The organism is Bacillus sp. J41TS8, from assembly GCF_018333035.1.
Lineage (GTDB): Bacteria > Bacillota > Bacilli > Bacillales > Bacillaceae > Bacillus > Bacillus paralicheniformis.
The window spans coordinates 207,352-227,918 of record NZ_BORF01000004.1 but is presented as its reverse complement, the minus strand read 5'-3'; the positions used below and the strand labels follow the sequence as shown (position 1 = coordinate 227,918).

The 20,567-nt window shown below is 48.0% G+C and carries 22 protein-coding genes; 7 read left to right on the top strand and 15 right to left on the bottom strand.

The genetic code is table 11. The features are described from left to right. Nucleotides 1-179: 179 nt before the first annotated feature. Nucleotides 180-2,252 (top strand): transglycosylase domain-containing protein, encoded by a 2,073-nt coding sequence (locus KI350_RS08105; RefSeq protein ID WP_059230845.1) that lies wholly within the window; start codon nt 180-182, stop codon nt 2,250-2,252. Between the two features lie 61 nt (nt 2,253-2,313). Here KI350_RS08105 and KI350_RS08100 read toward each other — a convergent pair whose 3' ends face one another. Both KI350_RS08100 and KI350_RS08095 read right to left on the bottom strand, forming a co-directional pair. Then, nucleotides 2,314-2,829, bottom strand: a complete 516-nt coding sequence (locus KI350_RS08100; protein ID WP_020453305.1) for a YwhD family protein — start codon at nt 2,827-2,829, stop codon at nt 2,314-2,316. 12 nt (nt 2,830-2,841) lie between these two features. Beyond that, nucleotides 2,842-3,525, bottom strand: coding sequence for a site-2 protease family protein (locus KI350_RS08095; RefSeq protein ID WP_041817475.1), 684 nt, complete (start codon nt 3,523-3,525; stop codon nt 2,842-2,844). Between the two features lie 86 nt (nt 3,526-3,611). On the opposite strand from KI350_RS08095, the gene KI350_RS08090 reads away from it, so the two are divergent. After that, a complete protein-coding gene (locus KI350_RS08090; protein ID WP_020453307.1) occupies nt 3,612-3,797 on the top strand; it encodes a 2-hydroxymuconate tautomerase in 186 nt (61 codons plus the stop codon). A 42-nt stretch (nt 3,798-3,839) separates the two neighbouring features. Here KI350_RS08090 and KI350_RS08085 read toward each other — a convergent pair whose 3' ends face one another. The 4 genes from KI350_RS08085 to KI350_RS08070 form a co-directional block, all read right to left on the bottom strand. Further along, entirely contained in the window at nt 3,840-4,646 is an 807-nt protein-coding gene (locus KI350_RS08085; protein WP_020453308.1) for a zinc-dependent metalloprotease, read from the bottom strand. A 185-nt stretch (nt 4,647-4,831) separates the two neighbouring features. Then, complete coding sequence (locus KI350_RS08080; protein WP_020453309.1) at nt 4,832-5,335, bottom strand: YwgA family protein; 504 nt, start codon at nt 5,333-5,335, stop codon at nt 4,832-4,834. 30 nt (nt 5,336-5,365) lie between these two features. Next, on the bottom strand, nt 5,366-6,664 hold the full coding sequence (locus KI350_RS08075; protein WP_020453310.1) for an HD domain-containing protein: 1,299 nt from the start codon (nt 6,662-6,664) through the stop codon (nt 5,366-5,368). A 239-nt stretch (nt 6,665-6,903) separates the two neighbouring features. Beyond that, complete coding sequence (locus KI350_RS08070; protein WP_003186096.1) at nt 6,904-7,128, bottom strand: YuzB family protein; 225 nt, start codon at nt 7,126-7,128, stop codon at nt 6,904-6,906. A 219-nt stretch (nt 7,129-7,347) separates the two neighbouring features. Between KI350_RS08070 and KI350_RS08065 the strand changes: the two genes are divergently transcribed. Further along, on the top strand, nt 7,348-8,136 hold the full coding sequence (locus tag KI350_RS08065; protein ID WP_130627153.1) for an RsfA family transcriptional regulator: 789 nt from the start codon (nt 7,348-7,350) through the stop codon (nt 8,134-8,136). 179 nt (nt 8,137-8,315) lie between these two features. Then, nucleotides 8,316-8,645 carry a YjdJ family protein gene (locus KI350_RS08060; RefSeq protein WP_020453312.1) on the top strand — a complete coding sequence of 110 codons (330 nt, stop codon included), beginning with the start codon at nt 8,316-8,318 and terminating at the stop codon, nt 8,643-8,645. Nucleotides 8,646-8,815: 170 nt separating this feature from the next. On the opposite strand, the gene lipL is transcribed toward KI350_RS08060, so the two are convergent. The 7 genes from lipL to KI350_RS08025 form a co-directional block, all read right to left on the bottom strand. Then, nucleotides 8,816-9,661: an octanoyl-[GcvH]:protein N-octanoyltransferase gene (lipL, locus tag KI350_RS08055; RefSeq protein ID WP_065644463.1), complete on the bottom strand. Its 846-nt coding sequence runs from the start codon at nt 9,659-9,661 to the stop codon at nt 8,816-8,818. A 103-nt stretch (nt 9,662-9,764) separates the two neighbouring features. After that, nucleotides 9,765-10,970, bottom strand: coding sequence for a 4-hydroxybenzoate 3-monooxygenase (gene pobA / locus KI350_RS08050; RefSeq protein ID WP_020453314.1), 1,206 nt, complete (start codon nt 10,968-10,970; stop codon nt 9,765-9,767). Between the two features lie 15 nt (nt 10,971-10,985). Beyond that, nucleotides 10,986-12,362, bottom strand: coding sequence for an MFS transporter (locus KI350_RS08045; RefSeq protein ID WP_065644462.1), 1,377 nt, complete (start codon nt 12,360-12,362; stop codon nt 10,986-10,988). A gap of 38 nt (nt 12,363-12,400) precedes the next feature. Then, nucleotides 12,401-13,252 carry a DODA-type extradiol aromatic ring-opening family dioxygenase gene (locus KI350_RS08040; RefSeq protein ID WP_020453316.1) on the bottom strand — a complete coding sequence of 284 codons (852 nt, stop codon included), beginning with the start codon at nt 13,250-13,252 and terminating at the stop codon, nt 12,401-12,403. 23 nt (nt 13,253-13,275) lie between these two features. Further along, nucleotides 13,276-13,467, bottom strand: a complete 192-nt coding sequence (locus KI350_RS08035; RefSeq protein WP_020453317.1) for a 4-oxalocrotonate tautomerase — start codon at nt 13,465-13,467, stop codon at nt 13,276-13,278. A 14-nt stretch (nt 13,468-13,481) separates the two neighbouring features. Then, nucleotides 13,482-14,267: a 2-keto-4-pentenoate hydratase gene (locus KI350_RS08030; protein ID WP_059230849.1), complete on the bottom strand. Its 786-nt coding sequence runs from the start codon at nt 14,265-14,267 to the stop codon at nt 13,482-13,484. Nucleotides 14,268-14,281: 14 nt separating this feature from the next. Continuing rightward, entirely contained in the window at nt 14,282-15,757 is a 1,476-nt protein-coding gene (locus tag KI350_RS08025) for an aldehyde dehydrogenase (protein ID WP_020453319.1), read from the bottom strand. A 201-nt stretch (nt 15,758-15,958) separates the two neighbouring features. Between KI350_RS08025 and KI350_RS08020 the strand changes: the two genes are divergently transcribed. Then, nucleotides 15,959-16,738 (top strand): IclR family transcriptional regulator, encoded by a 780-nt coding sequence (locus tag KI350_RS08020; RefSeq protein ID WP_059230934.1) that lies wholly within the window; start codon nt 15,959-15,961, stop codon nt 16,736-16,738. A gap of 18 nt (nt 16,739-16,756) precedes the next feature. Continuing rightward, nucleotides 16,757-17,707, top strand: coding sequence for an amidohydrolase family protein (locus KI350_RS08015; protein ID WP_059230851.1), 951 nt, complete (start codon nt 16,757-16,759; stop codon nt 17,705-17,707). A 42-nt stretch (nt 17,708-17,749) separates the two neighbouring features. Here the strand turns inward: KI350_RS08015 and pta are convergent, their stop codons facing one another. Next, on the bottom strand, nt 17,750-18,721 hold the full coding sequence (gene pta / locus KI350_RS08010; protein ID WP_059230853.1) for a phosphate acetyltransferase: 972 nt from the start codon (nt 18,719-18,721) through the stop codon (nt 17,750-17,752). 289 nt (nt 18,722-19,010) lie between these two features. Between pta and hemQ the strand changes: the two genes are divergently transcribed. Continuing rightward, nucleotides 19,011-19,775, top strand: coding sequence for a hydrogen peroxide-dependent heme synthase (gene hemQ, locus KI350_RS08005; RefSeq protein WP_059230855.1), 765 nt, complete (start codon nt 19,011-19,013; stop codon nt 19,773-19,775). Between the two features lie 46 nt (nt 19,776-19,821). Here hemQ and bslA read toward each other — a convergent pair whose 3' ends face one another. After that, nucleotides 19,822-20,361 (bottom strand): biofilm surface layer hydrophobin BslA, encoded by a 540-nt coding sequence (gene bslA, locus KI350_RS08000; RefSeq protein ID WP_171866317.1) that lies wholly within the window; start codon nt 20,359-20,361, stop codon nt 19,822-19,824. Nucleotides 20,362-20,567: the final 206 nt, after the last annotated feature.

Below are 20,567 nucleotides of genomic sequence, written 5' to 3'. Positions count from 1 at the left end.
TGCCACAGATGTACAAAAGCTTATTCTGCAGCGGCGGCCGCCAAAACTGAGGATTCCTCCGGTTGCTCTGTTAATCGGCTGCTCGAGGGTCTGCTGTTTTTTCCTTCCCGCTTGTTTAAATCCTCCTCTTTTTCCTCATAATGATAAGAACATTTATTTATCCGGGAGGAGATTTGAACATGGACATGATGACGGACAAGCGGGTCCGTTTAACCATCAAGACAATACGCGCATTTTTGTTCATGGGAGCATTGATGCTGATCTTCCTTTCAATCGTTGTCATGACGGTGGTCCTGGCGGCCAAATGGCAAGGCGCTCCTTCGATTCAGGTGCCGAGGTCTACCGTGCTGTATGACGGAAGCGGAAAGCAGATGGGGGAGACGCATTACGGGCAAAAGCGGTACTGGGTTTCGCTGAAGAACATCAATCCCGCCGTCATCGATGCCACGCTTGCCGTTGAAGACCGGAATTTCTTCCGGCACCACGGCTTTGACTATATGAGGATGGGCGGTGCCCTCATCGCCGATCTAAAAGCGATGTCCAAGGTTCAGGGAGCCAGCACCATTACACAGCAATATGCGAGAAACCTCTACCTCGGCCACGATAAAACATGGAAAAGAAAGTGGAATGAAGCTTTTTATACGATACGGCTCGAACAAAACTACACAAAGAAAGATATTTTGGAAGGCTATTTAAATACGATTTATTACGGGCATGGAGCCTACGGGATCGAAGCGGCTTCCCGGCTGTATTTTGGCAAACGGGCCAAGGATATCAATGCGGCGGAGGCCGCGATGCTTGCCGGCATTCCAAAAGGTCCTTCCGTTTATTCGCCTTTTGTTAATGAAAAAAAAGCGAAAGAACGCCAGGAAATGATCCTGACAATGATGGAGAAAGAAAACAAGCTGACGAAAAAGCAGGCGGCAGAACTGAAAAAACTGCCACTCCGCTTTGAAAAGCAGGATAAGCAAACAACCGCTAAAACCGCTCCGTACTTTTATGACGAAGCTGTTAAAGAAATCGCGCGCTTGCTGCATTTGACACCGGAGCAAGCAGAAACCGGCGGCTACAACGTATTCACCACGCTCAACCCGCGTCTCCAAAAAATTGCCGAGGACACAATCGAACGCACGATCGATTCGTCATCAGACATTCAGGCAGGGTTTGCAGCGATCAACCCGTCCGACGGCAGCGTTCTTGCGCTTGTCGGAGGACGCGACTACGAAAAAAGCCCGTTTAACCGCGTAACCCAGGCTATGCGGCAGCCCGGCTCCACCATGAAGCCTTTCCTTTATTATTCGGCTGTTCAAAACGGTTTTACGCCGGCCACCCGGATGAGGAGCGCAGAAACGACATTTGAGCTCGGGCAAGGCAGCGCTTATTCCCCGAGCAACTATCACGGCTATTACGCAGACGGCCCAATCACTCTTCTTCAAGCCCTGGCTTTGTCTGATAACATTTACGCCGTGAAAACGCACCTTTTCCTCGGCATGGACAAACTGATTGATGCCGCAAAACAATTCGGCATCACGAGCCCGCTGCAAAAAGTGCCGTCGCTTGCGCTCGGAACATCCCCCGTGAAGCCGATTGAAATGGTGAACGGATACGCCATGTTTGCCAATGGCGGAAAAAAAATCGAACCTTCCTTTATTACGAAAATTACCGATTCGAACGGGGAGGTTCTTTACGAAAAACCGAAGCGAAGCAAACAAATCCTTGACCCAAGAGCGGCTTTTATCACGGCCAACATGATGAGCGGAATGTTCGACAAATCACTCAACGGCTATACATCTGTTACCGGGCGGACAATCGCAGATCAGCTGACGCGCCCATACGCCGGAAAATCGGGAACGACCAGCACCGACAGCTGGATGATCGGCTTTTATCCCAGCCTTGCTTCAGGCGTGTGGACGGGATATGACAAAGAGCGCACAATCGATGCCGTCGCAGAAAAAAACTATGCCAAACAAATTTGGGCCGAATTTATGGAAAAAGCGCTTAAAGACGCACCCGCCGCAGCTTTAAAGCCGCCTGAAGGCGTGAAAGGGATGTATATTGACCCGGCTACAGGCTATGCGGCGGCGCCCAGCTGCCCGTCCAAATATTTCGCTTATTTTATCGAAGGTACTGAACCCGATCAGGTTTGCTACGGAAAGGAACTCTATAAGGAGCAAAAAGCCGGGCGCGAAAAGTCCGCCGCTCCCCATAAGCGGAAAAAGTGGTGGGAAAAATGGTTTAAAAAAGAAGAATAAACTTTTTTGGGCGGGATAGACGAACCCCCCGGACTTCACAGCGGTCCGGGGGGTTTTTTTCCTATTGCTGAAGCAATCCCTTTTTCAGCTCATCTGATGAACGGTCCCAAAGCCCTTGATCATGATTTTTCAGAAAATCGGCCAGAACGCGCTTGGAACTTTCATCCATGTGCTCGACAATAATCTTCCGCTTCATCGACTTATCCATTAAATTCACGTGCTCCGGAAGCGATTTATAGCCGCGGCGGATGCTTCTGTCGACCGTCATTTCGCAAGCCGTCACCCCCGCATAATAAGGGCCTTCTTCCCTGCGGTCGATCGTCACCCACACAAGCCAGTAAGGTTTTCCGTTCGGCACCTCTTCCTTGTTCGGCAAAAATTTGATTCCTTTTTCAACCGTGCTGCGGGCGTGCATGGCGCCGATATCAACAAACGCTTCTTTCTCTTCGACATCGACAAAGACAGGCGAGATGTTGTCAAGGCTTAAAGCCCCTGCTCCAAATCCCCCGTGCCCGTCTGTCGGATCGCTTTTAATAATGTTGAATCCGATTGTTTTTTTCTTTTTTCCTTGTTCCATCAAAAATACCTCCTACATCAGCGGCCGGAAAACGCTGTTAAATATCGAGATGATCAATTCCCGCCCGTCATTCAAAAACGGCCAGAATACATATTGGCCAAGCGGCGTAATGACGATGATCAGAAAGACGATCGAGCCGTACGCCTCATATTTCGACAGCTTCGCCCGCACATCGGGGGCGACCACATCCTGTATAACCCGAAAACCGTCAAGGGGCGGGAACGGCATTAAATTAAACAGAAATAAAAGCAGGTTGAGATTCACCCAAATCGTAAAAAATTGAAGCAAGCCGCTGTAAAAACCGGAAGGCAGCGTCCCGGACAGCTTCACGGACAAAAGCAGCAATATAAAACCGATGAAAGCAAGGATCAGGTTGCTGATCGGTCCTGCGATTGACACGAGAAATCCGGCCAGCCTCGGATTTTTAAAATAAAAGCGGTTAACGGGCACCGGCTTTGCCCATCCGAATCCCAAAATAAAGATCAAAATCGTTCCAAACGGATCAAGATGCTTGAGCGGGTTGAGCGTCAGTCTGCCCTGCCGTTTGGCCGTCTCATCGCCGAATTTGTAAGCCACATACGCATGGGCGACCTCATGCACGGTGAATGCGGCAGCAAGTGTCAAAACAACATACGGAATCATTTCCAGCGGATAAATAAGAAAACGGTCTAAAATGTGGCTTTCCCTCTTTCTCATATACAAAGATTTACTATCTCCAGTATACTATAAGAGCAGCTGATGCTAAAGTAAGCAGCCATTTTTTAAAAGGAGGAGGAGAACATATGCCGTACGTAACGGTTCAAATGCTGGAAGGCCGCACAGATGACCAAAAAAGAAATCTGGTGAAAAAAGTGACCGAAGCCGTCTCCGAAACAACAGGCGCACCTGCAGAAAAAATTGCGGTCATCATTGAGGAAATGAAAAAGGAAAACTACGGTGTCGCCGGCAAACGAATGAGCGATATGTAATGAAAACGGCGTCTGCCGCTTACATGCGGGACGCCGTTTTTATTATTTATACCAAGCTTTATTTCTTGTGATCTGGCTATTGTGAGCCGAATCCCAGACATCGACCGTGTAGGCGTAGTCGTAGTTCATAATGCAGCGGATTCCGCTTCCTTGCGCATCGTGGTTCAAGCCGAAGTTATGGGAAAATTCGTGGGTCGCCGCTTTAGCCGTGTTGGCCGTTCCCTGGTCGAGGTTTACGCTGAAGGCGCTGCCGTTCGGCTTGCTGTTGTATACGTATGCGATGCCGCCGGCGTCAAAATTGCTGTTCGCCGTAAATCCGACGACAAATTTATAGCTGCGCCCGCTGAAATTGCTCTGAAGGTTTGATAGAATTTGAGAGCTGTTGCTGCCTGAAGAAGTCCAAGGCGCCACGGCTTCGACGACAAAATCAATATCGTGATCCCTGTTGAACATGACATCCGCCTGCTCAATAATTTGGACGATTCTCGTCTGCCAATCGCTGTATTTCGTGCGATACTGAGCGTCAGCCACGGCCAGGACGCTCACTTTCTGACTGCCTGTGCCTGCCTGGGTTGAAAATGTCCCTTTGCTCGTATTCTTTTTAAACGTTTTCGTTCCCGTCACATTTCCTTTCTCATCCAATATTTTCGTATTGACCGTTCTTTCAATTTGAACTTTTCCTTTTAAGTCTTTAAAGTCTTTCGCTTTAGGCAAAGAATCGATATGAGTTCCTTTTACTTCATGGCCGTGGTCATGATCGTGCCCGTCCACCTTGGCGGCACCTGCCGTCACACCGGGGATGAGACTGACGGAAAGTAATAGAGATAAGAATAAAGAACGCTTTTTCACTGCTAATTCCCTCCTTTTTTTTGAACTAATGAAAGATTCTGCTAGTTATCTAAAAATTCCTTCAATTCATCCAAAAAGAGGAAATATTACACGTGTTCTGTTTACTGCTCCTTTCTATTTCCCCACAAAAATTCCAAAATGTTTACAAAAAAACAAAACAAAAAACCTACCGTTTTCCGGCAGGCTTATGAACAAAGGTCTCTGAGCTTTTTTATGTAAGCGACGGCTTCATCGAATTCTTCGTCCGTATACCGCTGCTTGCTTTTTACGGTAAACACTTTCTCTCTGATTTCTTCCTGCTCCAGTCCTTCAAAATACAGAATCGTCGACACCAGTTCCAAAAACCGCGATGACTGGCCGTTCACGTCGTCTATATAGGCTTTAATATCCCGCATATCCAGCTCACACTGGCTCAAAAACTGCTTTCCCGCTTCAGTGGGTGAATAGCGGTATTGATAATAGCCGCCTTTTTTTTCTTTGACTTCATGAAGAAATCCGAGATTGCAAAGTTCTTCGACTTGAAGCGTCAGCTCCTCTGAATACGGCCCGTAAAAATGAAAATCATACTTTTCATAAAAGGGAAGCTCCAATTTCTTTGCGATATAAATAATTTTCTGCAGCTTTTTCCGCCCGACAATCTCCCCCGAATCCGAGAAGACCTTCATCAGCTTTGCATGTTCTTTTAACAAATCTCCGCCATCTCCTTCATCCTTTTCTTTCTATATCAGTCCGAGCAATTCTTTCATTCTTTTCGCATGACGGCCGTCAGGCAATCCTTCGATTAAATCGAGCGGGAAATACAGCTTATGGTCCGTTCTCCGCTTGCCTGATATCGCATCGACAATATCGGATTGCCGCGACAGCTCCTTAATCTGGCCGTTGTGCGTCAGCAACTGAATCGGGAGGCGCTCCTCTTCTTCCCCCGGTCTGTAGAAATCATAAGGAAGGTCTGAGGACGAATCCACCACAAGATAATAATCGGGATCAATCCCTGATTCTTTAAACAAGGCGGTCAGTTCAAAGTAAGTCGCCATTTCCTCATTCGGATTGAATTCCGCATACTGGAACAGCCTGCGGTTGATAAAACGGCGGCATAAATCAGACAAAACCTCATCCTCTTCTTTTTCCCAGGCCTGAAAATAATAAAGAATGATTGCTTCATCAAGACTCAAATAATCTTCCAATGTGACATCGCCTTCAAAAATAGAATAAAAATGCACGGGCGCATGCGTGAAAACATAGCCTTCCTCATGAAGCTGCTTTGCACGGTGAAGAATCTTCGTCAAAATCACTTCCGCGCTTCTTGTCACAGGATGGAAATAGACCTGCCAGTACATCTGGTACCGGCTCATAATATAATCCTCAACGGCATGCATTCCGCTTTGCTTAATGACGATTTGGTCTTCGCGCGGCCGCATCACGCGGAGGATCCGCTCCATATCGAAATGGCCGTAGCTGACGCCGGTATAATAGGCGTCTCTCTGAAGGTAGTCCATGCGGTCAGCGTCAATCTGGCTTGAGATCAGGCTGACGACCTGCTTGTTTTGATAGGTTTTCGCGATGACCTCAGCGACATCCTTTGCAAACGTCGGGCTCACCTTGTTTAACACTTGGTTAACTTCTGTATCGCCTAAAATGATTGCTCTCGTAAAATCTTCATGATCAAGCCGGAAGACCTTTTCAAACGAATGGGAAAACGGGCCGTGCCCCAAATCGTGCAGCAATGCCGCGCAAAGGCACAGATCACGCTCGCTGTCATCCCATTCCTCCCTGCCTTTAAAAACGTCATCAACCATTCTTCTGACAATTTCATAGACGCCGAGAGAATGGTTGAAACGGCTGTGTTCGGCTCCGTGAAACGTCAAATAGGTCGTTCCAAGCTGTTTGATTCTGCGCAGTCTCTGAAATTCACGGGTTCCGATCAAGTCCCATATCAGCTTGTCCCGTACATGGACATAGCGGTGAACAGGATCTTTAAACACTTTTTCTTCTGATAATTTTCCGTTTGGATACGCCATTTTTGTCCCTCTTTTTTTCAAACGTGAGGCAAACTGATCGCTGCCCATCCGTCTCTTTTTCTTCGGAAAACTAAATGTATATTGTAAGTATTGCCCGATCTGCTTGTTTTCTTTTAGGTCTGTTTCTATTATATCGAGTCTGCTTTTTTGAAAACATCCTTGAATTTACCCGGCTATTTGTTCCAATCCGCAAAAAAGCCGGCAAACAAGCAAAAACGCCTGACCCGTTAGGGAGGCGGTTATTTTTTGAGTTTCTTTTTCACTTTTTCAATCAGCTCGTCTTCATCAGGAGCTGACAGCGGACGATTATTGACAAACGCGAACGATTTTTTTCGTCCCGGCCCGCAGTAAGACTGGCAGCCGATTTCCACTTTTGCATCCGGATCGATTTCTTTCAGACGGGGCAAAAGCGTCTTTAAATTAGTGGCCTGACAATCGTCGCATACTCGAAATTCATTAGCCATTTCATACGCTTCCTTTCGTTTTGTTCATCTGTCTTTATGAAAGGCATTCAACCGTGCCGAACTTTGATAAAAAATGACACCATCCTTCATTTTACAAGGATTCTTTCATTCCTGCAAGGATCGCGCTAAAAAAATCAGTTCCTATTCTTTTAGCAAACTTGTATAAATATTTTCCAAAATGGACAATCTAATACCAATACTGACAATGGGAGTTGAGAAGTGATGAAACAAAGACAAGACGCTTGGTCTGAGGAGAATGATTTACTGCTTGCTGAAACGGTATTGCGGCATGTCAGAGAAGGCAGCACACAGCTGAACGCCTTCGAGGAAGTCGGAGACAGACTGAACAGGACATCAGCCGCCTGCGGTTTTAGATGGAACGCGGTTGTCCGCCACCAATACGAAAAAGCATTGCAGCTGGCTAAAAAACAGAGGAAGCAAAGAATGCGCGCCCTTGGAAACGGCCAGCCGGCAAAAAAACGCTTATTATACAAGCCGCCTGTCGAAACAGAGGCTGAACCGCCTGCAGAAAGCGTCGTTGAGCAGCAGAAAGCAACCGCCGATTCAAGCGAACAGCAGCCGATCGCCAGCGAGCATCTGCCTTATGTTGATGAGAGCTTTAAAGAAGAGTTAGCTAGTTTATCGCACCTTCTATCGCCAAACCAGCCGCAGACCGGCCATACAGCCGATTCATCGAAAGACATGACGATCGATGATGTGATCCGCTTCCTGCAAAACTATACAGGAAACGAAGCACAGACTGCCGCTTTAAAAATGGAAAATGAACGCTTAAAACAGGAAAATGAAGAGCTGACGAAAAAAGTTGAAAAGCTTGAAGCTGAAGTCAAAAAGCTGGAAAAAGACCAGTCGACCATCCAGGAAGACTACGAAACGCTCGTAAAAATTATGAACCGTGCAAGAAAACTAGTTTTATTCGAAGAAGACGAACACGCTGCGCCCGCCTTTAAAATGGACCGGAACGGCAACTTAGAAAAAATGGCTGAATAGCGCTTTCAGAGGGTGCGGCAGAGACGCTCAGGCAGCGAGGACTGACAACGCATACAAAGATTTGCCGATACGCTGATACCCCTTTCTTGAAAAAAGGGGGTATTTTTTACCTCTGCGGCTTGCTTTCATATGACAAAAATTTCATAATAGGGATAGCAATTTATAAGGCGGGGTATTCGATGAAGTTTGTTTTATATGCGATTCAGTTCGGCACTGCAGCCCTTTTGTTTTTGTTTTCTGCATTGGCAAGCTGGTATCAAGGCAGCGAGCTTTTAAAGGTGCCGTGGGAGTGGAAATATACAGCCAAGTTTACAAAACTGCTCTATGGAGAGGACTCCATAAAATACGCACACGATATTTCCCAGCTTGATTTTTTCGTCTACGCGGCCAAGCATACACCGGCAACCGTTATTTTAATGGCCGTCAGTTTGGCGTATATTATCGCTTTGGCGGCTTATCTTCTCATCAAAACATATGTAAAACGAAAAAGCGCTTTGAGCGCAGCATAAAAAAAACCGCTTCGAAAGCGGTGAAGTGTGACAAAATCCTGAAACGTTCAACCGTTTTAGGATTTTGCCGTCTTTGAAGCATTTTCACAGTCCGCTAGAGGCAGCTGCAGTTTTTCACCGCTTTAAGCATGCCTGCCAACGAATAGAACGGGAGCGCAGAGGCTCTTCTTCTATCCAAAAACTTTTTCATTCCGCTCAATCATACGGACGAGGTTTTTTTCATACGCTTCCTCTTCTGCGGGCGTGAGAGGGCCTTGATAAATCTCCCCGCCCAGCTCTTTCAGCTGTGTCAGAAGCAGGAGCATCAAGTCCTGCACCGAGATGTCTTCATTGAGAAGCTCAGAGAGCGAAGCCATCGTTTCCGGGCGAATATCGGGATAAACGGCTTTTGTCTTCCCGCGCATGTCTTTCAATGCGGTGTCGTAGAAGCGTTTGATCAGCTCAGCGCGACCGCTTCCGCTTTGATCAGCGCACAAATAAATTTGAACAGCCACTCCGCCTCTCAGCCGTCTCTGGGAAATTCCCGCAAACTTCCTTCCCCCGATGCTCAAATCAAAGCTCCCAGGACAGTAAGAGCCTTTGATTTCATAGGCTTCGATTGCTGCGTCATAGGATGACAGCATTCGCTTAACGAGCTCAAACATCGCTTCATAGCCCCGGTCGATATCAATTCCGTTTTTCTTATCCTGAAAAATCAGCGAAACGTTTAAAACCCCGCTGTCCAAAACGACGGCCAGTCCGCCGGAATTGCGGACGATGACTTGATAGCCCGCTTCTTCAAGCAATGAAATCCCGTCTTGTAAATAAGGGAGCCTTGTATCCTGAATTCCGAGCACGATCGTGTCATGGTGCACCCAGGAACGCGCCGTCGCCGGAGACAAACCCTTTCCGACAGAAGCGCACAGCGTATCATCTATCGCAAATGATTGTTTTGCATCAAAATATGAGCCGAGACTGGATTGGTCAATGATTCTCCATTTCGGCTGGATGAGTAGATCAATCGGTTGCTTTGCCATATATATTGTAAACCCTTTCGTTATGCATTTCAGCCAACATCCATTATACCATTTACGAAAACATGATGTGGGATTTTTCTTATCTCCGGCGCTTCCCCTTCATTCATGTGACGCTTAAAGACGGTTCTCCGAATTCGAGCGGCAGCCCGACGTAATTTTCGGCAAGACTTTGAGCGGCCGCTGTTGAGGTTGTAACATGGTCAAGCTCAGCCAATTGAATTTGGTAGTCAAATGGCGTGTAGCCGTGATGGCGGTGCAGCAGTGATGTCATATACCAGGAAAAGCGCTCCGCTTTCCAGACGCGGCGGAGGCAAGCCTCAGAATAGCGCTCCAGCCGTTCGGTTTTGCCGGCTTCGTAATAGTCTTCGAGTGCCCACGCAAGCCTTTGGACATCCGCCATTGCAAGATTCAGGCCTTTCGCACCGGTCGGCGGTACAATATGCGCGGCATCCCCCGCTAAATAAAGTCTGCCGTATTGCATCGGATCGCAAATAAAGCTTCTCATCGAGACAATGTTCTTTTGAATCACCGGGCCTTCAGTCAGCTTCCATCCGTCATCGGCCGACAGCCTTAAATGAAGCTTCTCCCATATCCTTTCGTCCGGCCAGTTCCCGATTGAATCTGAAGGGCTGACTTGCAGGTAAAGCCGCTGGATTTCCGGAGTCCTCGTGCTGACGAGGGCAAACCCGTCTTCATGATGGGCATACACAAGTTCAGACGAGGACGGAGGAGCTTCAGCCAATATGCCGAGCCATCCGTATGGGTACACCTTTTCGTACTCTTTACGGATCTCCTTCGGAATGCTTTGTCTGCTTGGCCCGTGAAAGCCGTCGCACCCTGCAATGAAATCGCAGGTCAGTTCTTCTGTATCGCCGTTTTCAGTCTGATAAGTGATGACGGGCGCTTCTGTATCAATATTTGACAGGCGGACGCCAGACACATTGAAAACGATGCTCCCTCCCGATTGCAGACGGACGTCGATTAAATCTTTGATCACTTCATGCTGGGGATAGATGGCAATGTACTTTCCTCCCGTCAGCTTATGCATATCAATTCTGTGCCGCTTGCCGCCAAAGCGGATCTCAATCCCTTGATGAAACATGGCTGTTTTCATCATCCGTTCACCGGCGCCTGTTTCATTTAGCAAATCTACCGTCATCTGTTCAAGAACGCCTGCACGGATGGTCTCTTCAATCTCCTTTCGCGAGCGGGATTCGATCACGACCGCTTCGATTCCCCGGCGCTGGAGCAGGTTGGCGAGCATAAGCCCGGCAGGCCCCGCTCCGATAATTCCCACTTGTGTCCGCAAAATGGTTTCCTCCCTTTATCCATGTTTTGATGTGGCTTCTAACGTAAACTCGGCGCTTTCCGACTCAGAGACAAAATCAAATGAAGCATGCTTCTCTTGGACGAGCATGATGCCGAATGCAGCAAAAACACTCGGGACCGCGAACACCATGAAAGCCTGCTTCGGCTCCATCCCGGCAGCAAGAATCAATGCAAACAGCGAAGGCGCAATGATCGCTCCGAGTCTGCCGACCCCGAGCGCCCAGCCGATTCCGGTCGCTCTGATTTCTTTCGGATAATATTCTGAAATATAAGGATTGGCGATATTTTGCGCTCCGACAGTGCATGCTCCGCCTAAAGCAATCAGCAAGTACAGAAGAACGGGGTTTATCGTCATTCCAAACGCTGCAAAACAAAAGGCTCCGATGACATACATAGCCGCAAGCACTTTTTTATGGCCGGCCTTATCTGCCAAATATCCGCCGAATACCGCTCCTGCGGCTTGTCCGCTGCACAGCGCCAGATTGAATGACAAGCTTGAAGACAGCCCGTAGCCTGACGCCTGCATCATTTTCGGAAGCCAGGTATTTAAGCCGTAGACCATGAGAAGGCAGCTGAAAACGGAAAGCCAGAATGCGAATGTGCTCGCTGCACGTTTTTGTTCGAACAGTTTTTTAACCGGAAAACCTTTCTTTTCTTTCGCAATCACCGAAATTTGATAATTATCGTCTTCCCTGTACCGTCCCGCCGGATGCACCTGATTGAGAATCTCAGCCAGCGCTTTCGTCTTTTTCTTCAAAACATAAAATGACAGAGATTCGGGGAACCGGCTGAAAAAGAACGGGAGCACAAAGAGCGGCACGGCTCCGATCAGATACAGCACCCTCCAGCTTGTCCCGGGCACGGCGAACATGCCGACGAGGGAAGCCAGCACACCGCCTGCGGAATAGCCGCAATACATGGCGGCTACAATCACCGCCCTGTTTTTTTTCGGCGAATATTCGGTCATCAACGAAATCGCATTCGGCATCAATCCGCCCATTCCAAGAGCAGCGAGAAACCGCATGATCGTAAACAAAAGCGGAGAATCGATCAGCCCGGCTAATGCCGTAAACAGGCTGAACAGAAAAATACAGAAGCCTAACACCTTTTTGCGGCCGTATTGATCTGCGAGCGGTGAAAAAATAAGTGCGCCGAGCATCATACCGATCAATGTATAGCTGCCGATCGCTCCGGCTTGAATGGCGGTCAGGCTCCATTCCTCCATCAGCCACGGCAGGCTGACGCCGTACATCGCAATATCATAACCGTCAAAGGCGATGGCGAAAAAACACCATAGGAAAACAGTCAGATGCACTTTGTTGAATTTGCTGGCCGCCATGATTTCTGCTGGATGAACTGAACGATTTTTCATGTTCCCCTCCACGATTCTAATCGTATTATGAAAACAGCTTAACGCACGGTGTCTTTTTCATTGAAAGCGTGCGTGCGAGCTTTTTGCCCCGCCGGTTCGAATGCCATGACGACATTGGAGCTCCCGGAAGACTGGCCGTATCCGTAAAACGTGCTTTTACATCCGTCTTCAAGCACGCCCAAAAGCATTGCAATGTGGCGGCCGCCAGCTTCAAGTCCGGCATTTTTAGCATATTGAGGCAGCATCTGCTGAGCAGATATAAGATCGTTGTCTGTTAAATAGGTTAAAAATTGAGCATCGAGGGCCTGTTCGGCCAAAGTCGGCATGCATTCGGGCCCTCTCACCAAATGGTGGCTGAGTGCCCCGCTGCTGATGAACACGATTTTCTTTCTGCTTTCCTTCAGTACTCTTCCGGCAATCCGGCCCCACAAATGCGTTTCTTCAAGGTTCGCGGCCAATGTAACTGATAAATCGATGACCGGAATATCCCCTTTTGGAACGAGATAGCGCAGCGGAACAACCGTCCCGTAGTCCCAGCAGTAGGCGGGATCATTGATAGGAATGACGGAAAGCCCCTCTTTTGCGCCGGCTTCGGCCAACTGCAGCGCCAATTCCGTATCCCCGGGGTAAGAATACGGAACATCGGAAATTAAATTCGGGCACTCCAAAGCTGTTAAAACGCCTTGATGATCGGGAGCCGCATCGATCAGATGATCGAAGCTTGACGTCCAGTGACAGGAAATCAAGACAACGGCATCAGGCTGAATTCTTTCGATGATCCCGGAGAGCCGCTTCATCCCTTTAACCAGCTCTTTTTGAAAGTCAGGGGTTTTATCTTCAAAGCACATCCTCGGTGTATGCGGAACAAGCGCCGCCAATTCGATTGACATGTCGATTCCTCCCATCGCCTTCTTTAAGGTCTTAATTTTGAAACCGGTGTTCCGCCTATGCCCCAGTGGCTTTTAGGAATTTCAGTGACAAGAACGCGGACGTTTTCCCTCGGAGCATCAAGGGTGGCGCTCAACGTTTCCGTCACTTTTTGAATGACTTCCTCGACCTTTTCAGGCGGCCGGCCTTCTAATAGTTGAATATGAACGATCGGCATATGATCACCTCAGGTTATGATTGGACTGAAAATGATACATCTCCCAGTCCTTCTACTTGTGCTGAAACGCGGTCGCCCGGCTGCAGCATGACAGCTCCCGTTACACCGCCCGTTAAAATGATACTTCCGGCCGCAAGCTTTTGTTTCTTCCTGGAGAGCATATTGGCGAGCATGGCCGCCGAATTTGCGGGATGTCCGACAACCGCTGCACCAGTGCCCTGCTCTTTGACCTCGCCGTTTATCACTAAAGAGACTTTTGCTTCATCAAGCTTGAATTGGTCCGGCATCTTCACTTTTTCACCTAACACCACCCTTGAAGATGACGCATTGTCCGCAATGACATCAGGCAGGGTAAATGAGAAGTTTTCATAGCGGCTGTCAATCACTTCAAGAACGGGAATCAATTCAGCAACGGCTTCAAGGACCTTCTCCTTTGTAACACCCGGTCCTTCAATATCCTTTCCAAGCACAAAAGCAATCTCCGCTTCAACCTTCGGGTGAATCAGCTCGTTCATCCGGATGCTTCCGCCGTTTGGCACGATCATATCTTCAAAAATATAACCGTAGATCGGCTCCTCGACGTTCATCTGCTTCATTTTCGCCCGGCTTGTCAGGCCCATTTTCGGACCGATAATGCCGTTGCCATCCCATAATTTCAGCTGAATCAGCTCTTCTTGAATCGCATACGCCTCTTCGACGGTCAGCTCCGGGTAATCCTTTGTGATTCTTTCAACCTCGCGCTTCTCTGTTTCGGCAAGATACAAGAGGCGCGCCGTATCTTTTAATGCTGCGGCATTCATCCGTTTTCCCCCTTTTACAGCTTGATGCAAATATTGGTTAATTCGCTGAAGAATTCGAGGCTGTGAATGCCTCCTTCTCGTCCGAGCCCGCTCTGTTTCATGCCGCCAAACGGTGTCCGAAGATCGCGGAGAAACCAGCTGTTGACCCATACCATGCCCGATTCGATTTGCCCGGCTACGCGGTGCGCCCGGCGGAGGTCGTTCGTCCATACGGTCGCGCTTAACCCGTAATGTGTGTCATTAGCCTGTGCAATAACTTCCTCCTCTTCGTCGAACGGAATCACCGTCACGACCGGACCGAAGATTTCTTCTTTAATGAGCCTGGAATTGCGGGAAAGTCCGGTGATAATCGTCGGTTCAAGAAAGCAGCTGGATTCCTGTCCTTCAGGGCGTTTTCCTCCGGTTAAAATAACGCCGCCTTCCCGTTTGGCCAATTCGATGTAGTTCATCACACGCTCGGTGTGTTCAGAAGAAATTAAGGCGCCGATATTCGTATCCGGATCAAAAGGATCGCCGACTTTGAGCTCTTTCGTTTTCTCAATGAACTTGTTCAGAAATTCGTCATACGCTTCCCGCTCGACATAGATGCGGGAGCCGCTCATGCATACTTCGCCCTGGTTGACGAAACTCGATTTCAATGAGATGCTGACGGCTTCCTCCATGTCGGCATCGGCAAAAATAATGTTCGGGTTCTTTCCTCCCAATTCAAAAGAAAGTTTCTTTAATGTTTTCGAAGCAGCTTCCATAATGATTTTGCCGGTTGTCGTTTCTCCCGTGAAAGATATCGCATCAACATCGGGATGCTCAGAAAGCGCAGCGCCGGCGGAATCAGGCCCAAATCCGTGGACGATATTAACGACCCCGTCAGGCATCCCTGCATCATGGCAGATTTCCCCGAGGAGCGTGGCTGTCAGCGGCGTCAGTTCAGCAGGTTTGATGACGGCTGTATTTCCCGCTGCCAGACAAGGCGCCAATTTCCACGTCAGCAACAGCAGCGGCAAGTTCCACGGATTGATCAGCCCGACGACGCCGACCGGACGGCGGATCGCATAATTGATTGCAAGATCGTCAGTTTGATAAGCTTCCGTTCCGGCTCCTCTCATAAAATCCGCAAAAAAATGAAAGTTGAAAGCAGCCCGCGGAATATCTAAATTACTTGAGAGCGAAAGCGGCTTCCCCGTATCCAATGTCTCGAGCCTTGCCAGTTCGTCTTTACGCTCAAGTATGATGTCGCCGATCTTTCTGATGATCCGAATCCTTTCGTCAGCGGTCATGTTTTTCCAGCGTCCGTTTAAAGCACGCCGGGCTGCCGCGACTGCAAGATCGACCTCTTTTTTGCCTCCTTCCGCAACGCTCCCGATGATTTCCTGTGTAGCCGGATTGATGTTGTCAAACGTGCTTCCGTTCTCTGAAGGAAAGTACCTGCCGTTTATGTAGTGCTGACAGTCAAAAGGTTTTACGAGTTTTGCCGATGGGGTCTGAACATTCATATTCTACAAACATCCTCCTTTTCAAATCCTTTCCATTAAGTTAAATGATTTTAAACGACAAGAAAACAGTAATGTTCCTCTATGCGGAACAAATCAGACATTTTTTCCGAAAATTTGATATTTTCCGCTTTTTTATTTTTTAAATCATGTTATATTATGGAACAAAAGGAAACGAAAACAAGGGAGAGAGTTGAGGAACCTATGACTGTTGAGACAAAGGACCACCAGCTGCTCGGTTCAGTAAAAAATGCACTTCGGCTGCTTCAATCGTTTACATTAGAGACACCGGAAAAGAAACTAACCGAACTCGCCTCATCGCTCGGACTCGGAAAAAGCACAGTATCGCGCCTTTTGACTACATTGGAAAGCGAAGGGTTTGTCATGAAGGACCCGGAATCCAGAAGATACAAGCTCGGCTTATCGGTTCTGAAGTTAAACACCATTGTCAACTCCACTCTTGAAATCAACCGCGAATCCCAGCCGGTCCTCAAACGGCTGACAGAAGAGACCGGCGAAACGTCGCATATTGCGATGCGACGCGATCTCAGCGTCGTTTATCTCAATCGGACGGAATGCCCCCGCCCTGTCGAACTTCTCTCATATATCGGGCGGCAAAACCCGATGCATTGCACAAGCTCGGGCAAGGTGCTTCTCGCCTTTGATGAAGACGGCATATTGGATGAGTATGTGAAGGACGGCTTGAAAAGCTGTACGAAACAAACGATTACAGACGGGGACAAACTGAGAGAGGCGCTGAAAACCGTTAAAGAAAACGGATTTGACATCAGTTGCGGGGAATTTATTGATGGTGTCACATCCATCTCAGCTCCCGTCAGAAACCACGCGGGACGAGTGTTGTACGCCGTCAGTGTCGTAGGCCCGGCAGAACGCATAAAGGCCCGGCAGGCGAAAATCGTATACCAAGTAAAAAAAGCGGCCCGGGATATTTCCGAAAGGATCGGATACTGGCAACGAATATAAAAATTGGGGGAATTGGCTTTGTATGATCTTCACACGCACTTTATACCGCACGATGTGCTGCTTTGGCTGGACGACAATGAAAAGAGAGTCCACGCCGTCCGTGAAAAAAAGGCTGGCTGCCAAGCGGAGTTTTTGACGGTTAATCACAAATGGGGCTTTGAATTAAAAGAGCTGTTCTATCAGGAAGCTTTATATTTGGAAGCCCAGCAGGAAGCCGGCGTCTCACACTCATTGGTATCGCCGGTTCCCCAGCTTTTCCTTTACGATCTCGCCGAAGAAATCACAGACGAATTGTCCTTTGTATACAACAAAGCGCTTGCCGGATGGGTTAAAAAACACGACGGCCGCCTTTCAGGCCTCGGCACCGTTCCGCTGAACAGCCCTTTACAGGCGAGCGAGCGCCTGAATGAAGCGATGAACAACGGCCTTAAAGGAGCGATTATCGGCCCCGGCGCTTCGCAAATGCTTCTCTCAGACGAAGCATTTACACCGTTTTGGGAAACGGCTGACAGAAGAAAAGCGATTATCTTTATCCATCCGCTTCTTTCTGAAGATCCGCGGCTTCGCCGCAGGATGCTGCCAAATTTGATCGGCGTTCCGTGGGAAACGACAATTTGCGCCGCTGACCTTTTATTAAGCGGGTTTACAGACCGTTTTCGCAATGTGAAAATTCTGTTGGCGCACGGCGGCGGCTTTTTGCCTTATCAGATCGGAAGACTGAACAAAGGGTATGACAAATGGGCCGGCGTTTCTTCATCGCTTTCGGCTCCGCCGATCGAATATTTGCGGAAGTTTTGGTTTGACAGCGTGCTGTGGGAGAAAGAAAGTGCGGCATATTTGAAGAAGCTCATCGGAGAAGACCGCCTTGTTCCGGGTTCCGATTTTCCTTTTGACCTTTGTCAGTGGCCGCCTCTCGATCCCGGTCGGAAAGGGGCGGAATCTCTGCTGAATGTAGCGATTGAAGCATAAAAAAAGGCGAACCTCTTCAGGTTCACCTTTTTCAAAAACAAATTACAGCGCTTGAACCGCCGTAATCAGCGCAAGATTATAAACGTCTTCAGCGTTGCATCCTCTGGAGAGGTCGTTTACAGGCATGTTCAGCCCTTGCAGAATCGGACCGACCGCTTCAAAGTTGCCGAGGCGCTGAGCGATTTTATAGCCGATGTTCCCCGCTTCAAGACTTGGGAAAACAAATACGTTTGCATCACCTTTAATGACGGAGTCCGGCGCTTTTTTCTCAGCGACAGACGGAACGAATGCCGCGTCAAATTGGAATTCGCCGTCCAGTGTAAGCTCAGGCGCTTTTTCTTTGGCGATTGCAACCGCATTGGCTACCTTTTCAGTTTCGTCTGATTTTGCCGAGCCTTTTGTTGAAAAGCTGAGCATGGCGACACGAGGGTCAATGTTGAACATTTTCGCTGTGTTCGCACTTTCGATTGCGATTTCCGCAAGGTCCTGACTGTCAGGCGCAATATTGATCGCACAGTCTGCGAATACATACTGTTCATCGCCGCGCGCCATGATAAAGACGCCGGAAGTTTTCTTCACGCCTTCTTTTGTTTTAATAATTTGCAGCGCAGGGCGAACCGTATCCGCTGTTGAATGAGCCGCACCGCTGACAAGACCGTCGGCAAGCCCTTTATAAACAAGCATCGTTCCAAAATAGTTCTCATCTAAAAGGATTTGGCGGGCCTGTTCTTCCGTCGCTTTTCCTTTGCGGCGTTCAACGAAAGCCTGAACAAGGTCTTCCATTCCTTCGTATGTATGAGGATCGTATATGTCAACGCCATCCAGCGTCAAATTCAACCCGTTCGCTTTTTCTTTGATTTCCTGCTCGTTTCCCACAAGGATCGGCTTTAATACGTTGTTTCCGGCCAAGTCGTTGACAGCTTTGAGAATGCGCTCGTCCATACCTTCCGGAAATACGATTTTAACTCCTTTTCCTGCTACTTTTTCCTGCACTGTTGTAAATAGATCTGCCACTATATACCCTCCTTGAAAGTGTCACAAATACTTCATTTCTCTATTAAGCATACTCTTTTGTGATATAAATTCAATCCTTCTGTATTTTATTATAATGCTTTCACTTTTTAAACGCTTTTTTTAAATTAATTTAAGTGCGGCAGGCTTTAAAACCTTCTATTAGTATATAACAGCCTTTCCCAGTTATACGACAGAGTGTCACCTTTTGTTCAAATCTTCTAGACGGATAAAACGCGGCAAACTATGATATGATGAAGACAAGTACATACAAATTGGGAGTGATTGCAAAATGAGCGAACAGCAAAAAACGAACGAAGCCGCACAAACGCTTGACGGCTGGTATGCCCTTCACGATTTCCGGACAATGGACTGGTCCGCATGGAAAATGCTTTCAAGCGATGAGCGCCAGATCATTATCAGCGAATTTACAGGTCTTCTTGAAAAATGGGGAGCTGCTCAAAAAGAAGGTAACGGAAGCCATACGCTTTACAGCATCGTCGGCCAAAAAGCGGACTTCATGCTGATGATTTTGCGTCCTACGATGGAGGAATTAAATCAAATTGAACTTGAGTTCAACAAATCCAAACTCGCTGAATACACGATACCTGCTTATTCATACGTATCCGTTGTCGAGCTGAGCAACTATATGGGAAGCGGCGACGGAGACCCTTACGAAAATCCGCAAGTGCGGGCGCGCCTGTACCCTGAGCTCCCGAACGCCAAATATGTCTGCTTCTATCCGATGGATAAAAGAAGATCGGGCGATGACAACTGGTACATGCTGTCTATGGAAGAGAGAAGAAGCTTGATGCGCAGCCACGGGATGATCGGACGCGGCTATGCGGGCAAAGTGAAACAGATTATTACCGGCTCAATCGGATTTGACGATTATGAGTGGGGTGTCACGCTCTTTTCAGATGATGTGCTCCAGTTCAAAAAGCTCGTCTATGAAATGCGCTTCGATGAAGTAAGCGCCCGCTACGGTGAATTCGGTTCATTCTTTGTCGGCAACCGCCTCGCAAATGAACAGCTGCCTGCATTTTTGCATGTGTAATGATAAAAAGCTCCAAAGACCGAGTCTTTGGAGCTTTTTTGCCTATTTACTTGCAGTTACACGGCTGTGTAGGCGGAGTCGCCCTTTTTTGCACCTCGATTGAAGATTCGGCATAGAAAGTCGATCCGAGCCCCAGCACTCTGTTCTCCGCCCGGAATGTATACTTTCCTGCGGCAGGCAGCGTTTTGTTTGCCAGCACCAGCTTAAACTCCGCAATGCCCAACAGATCAATTGTAAGCGGCAGCCTTACCGTTTTTCCGTTATTCAAAATTTGCCCCGTTTTCAGTGTTCTTCCATTCACCGTATCTTTCGTTGTTGCGGAAAATCCCGACGGCAATGTAAATTCAACCGTTCCCAGCGCCAGAATTGAATTCGGACGATACGTCAGCTCAATATCCGAGAACGACCACTCCTGTTTGCTGGCACCTGTTATCACCGCATACAAGGAAGCGTTCGCAGCCGGGCGGTAGACAGATTCAGTTTTGGTTGTTTGAGCGCTGGCCTGGAACGAAGGCAGAAAAATCGAAATCATCATCACGAGACTAACCGCCAAGATTGACAATTTAGAACGATACATTCTTTTCAACACAGCAATTCCCCCTGGTCATCTTTTTTTCATCATTCGTCATGACGAAAGCGTGCAAGAAAGGCAACATCAAGCAACGCCTTCTTCCCAAAGCGCCGGCACTTTGGTGATTTCTATTAAAAACTACCATTTTTTCAGCAGGTAGTAAATGTTTTCCATGTCATATTTTTAAAATAAATGCAAAATAATAGAATTTAACCAGGCGT

What these genes read in the sequence shown, in the direction of transcription:
- KI350_RS08105 (WP_059230845.1), top strand. Translation starts at nt 180, where the DNA reads ATGGACATGATGACGGACAAGCGGGTCCGTTTAACCATCAAGACAATA.
- KI350_RS08100 (WP_020453305.1), bottom strand. Translation starts at nt 2,829, where the DNA reads ATGGAACAAGGAAAAAAGAAAAAAACAATCGGATTCAACATTATTAAA.
- KI350_RS08095 (WP_041817475.1), bottom strand. Translation starts at nt 3,525, where the DNA reads ATGAGAAAGAGGGAAAGCCACATTTTAGACCGTTTTCTTATTTATCCG.
- KI350_RS08090 (WP_020453307.1), top strand. Translation starts at nt 3,612, where the DNA reads ATGCCGTACGTAACGGTTCAAATGCTGGAAGGCCGCACAGATGACCAA.
- KI350_RS08075 (WP_020453310.1), bottom strand. Translation starts at nt 6,664, where the DNA reads ATGGCGTATCCAAACGGAAAATTATCAGAAGAAAAAGTGTTTAAAGAT.
- KI350_RS08070 (WP_003186096.1), bottom strand. Translation starts at nt 7,128, where the DNA reads ATGGCTAATGAATTTCGAGTATGCGACGATTGTCAGGCCACTAATTTA.
- KI350_RS08060 (WP_020453312.1), top strand. Translation starts at nt 8,316, where the DNA reads ATGAAGTTTGTTTTATATGCGATTCAGTTCGGCACTGCAGCCCTTTTG.
- lipL (WP_065644463.1), bottom strand. Translation starts at nt 9,661, where the DNA reads ATGGCAAAGCAACCGATTGATCTACTCATCCAGCCGAAATGGAGAATC.
- KI350_RS08045 (WP_065644462.1), bottom strand. Translation starts at nt 12,362, where the DNA reads ATGAAAAATCGTTCAGTTCATCCAGCAGAAATCATGGCGGCCAGCAAA.
- KI350_RS08040 (WP_020453316.1), bottom strand. Translation starts at nt 13,252, where the DNA reads ATGTCAATCGAATTGGCGGCGCTTGTTCCGCATACACCGAGGATGTGC.
- KI350_RS08035 (WP_020453317.1), bottom strand. Translation starts at nt 13,467, where the DNA reads ATGCCGATCGTTCATATTCAACTATTAGAAGGCCGGCCGCCTGAAAAG.
- KI350_RS08030 (WP_059230849.1), bottom strand. Translation starts at nt 14,267, where the DNA reads ATGAATGCCGCAGCATTAAAAGATACGGCGCGCCTCTTGTATCTTGCC.
- KI350_RS08025 (WP_020453319.1), bottom strand. Translation starts at nt 15,757, where the DNA reads ATGAATGTTCAGACCCCATCGGCAAAACTCGTAAAACCTTTTGACTGT.
- KI350_RS08020 (WP_059230934.1), top strand. Translation starts at nt 15,959, where the DNA reads ATGACTGTTGAGACAAAGGACCACCAGCTGCTCGGTTCAGTAAAAAAT.
- hemQ (WP_059230855.1), top strand. Translation starts at nt 19,011, where the DNA reads ATGAGCGAACAGCAAAAAACGAACGAAGCCGCACAAACGCTTGACGGC.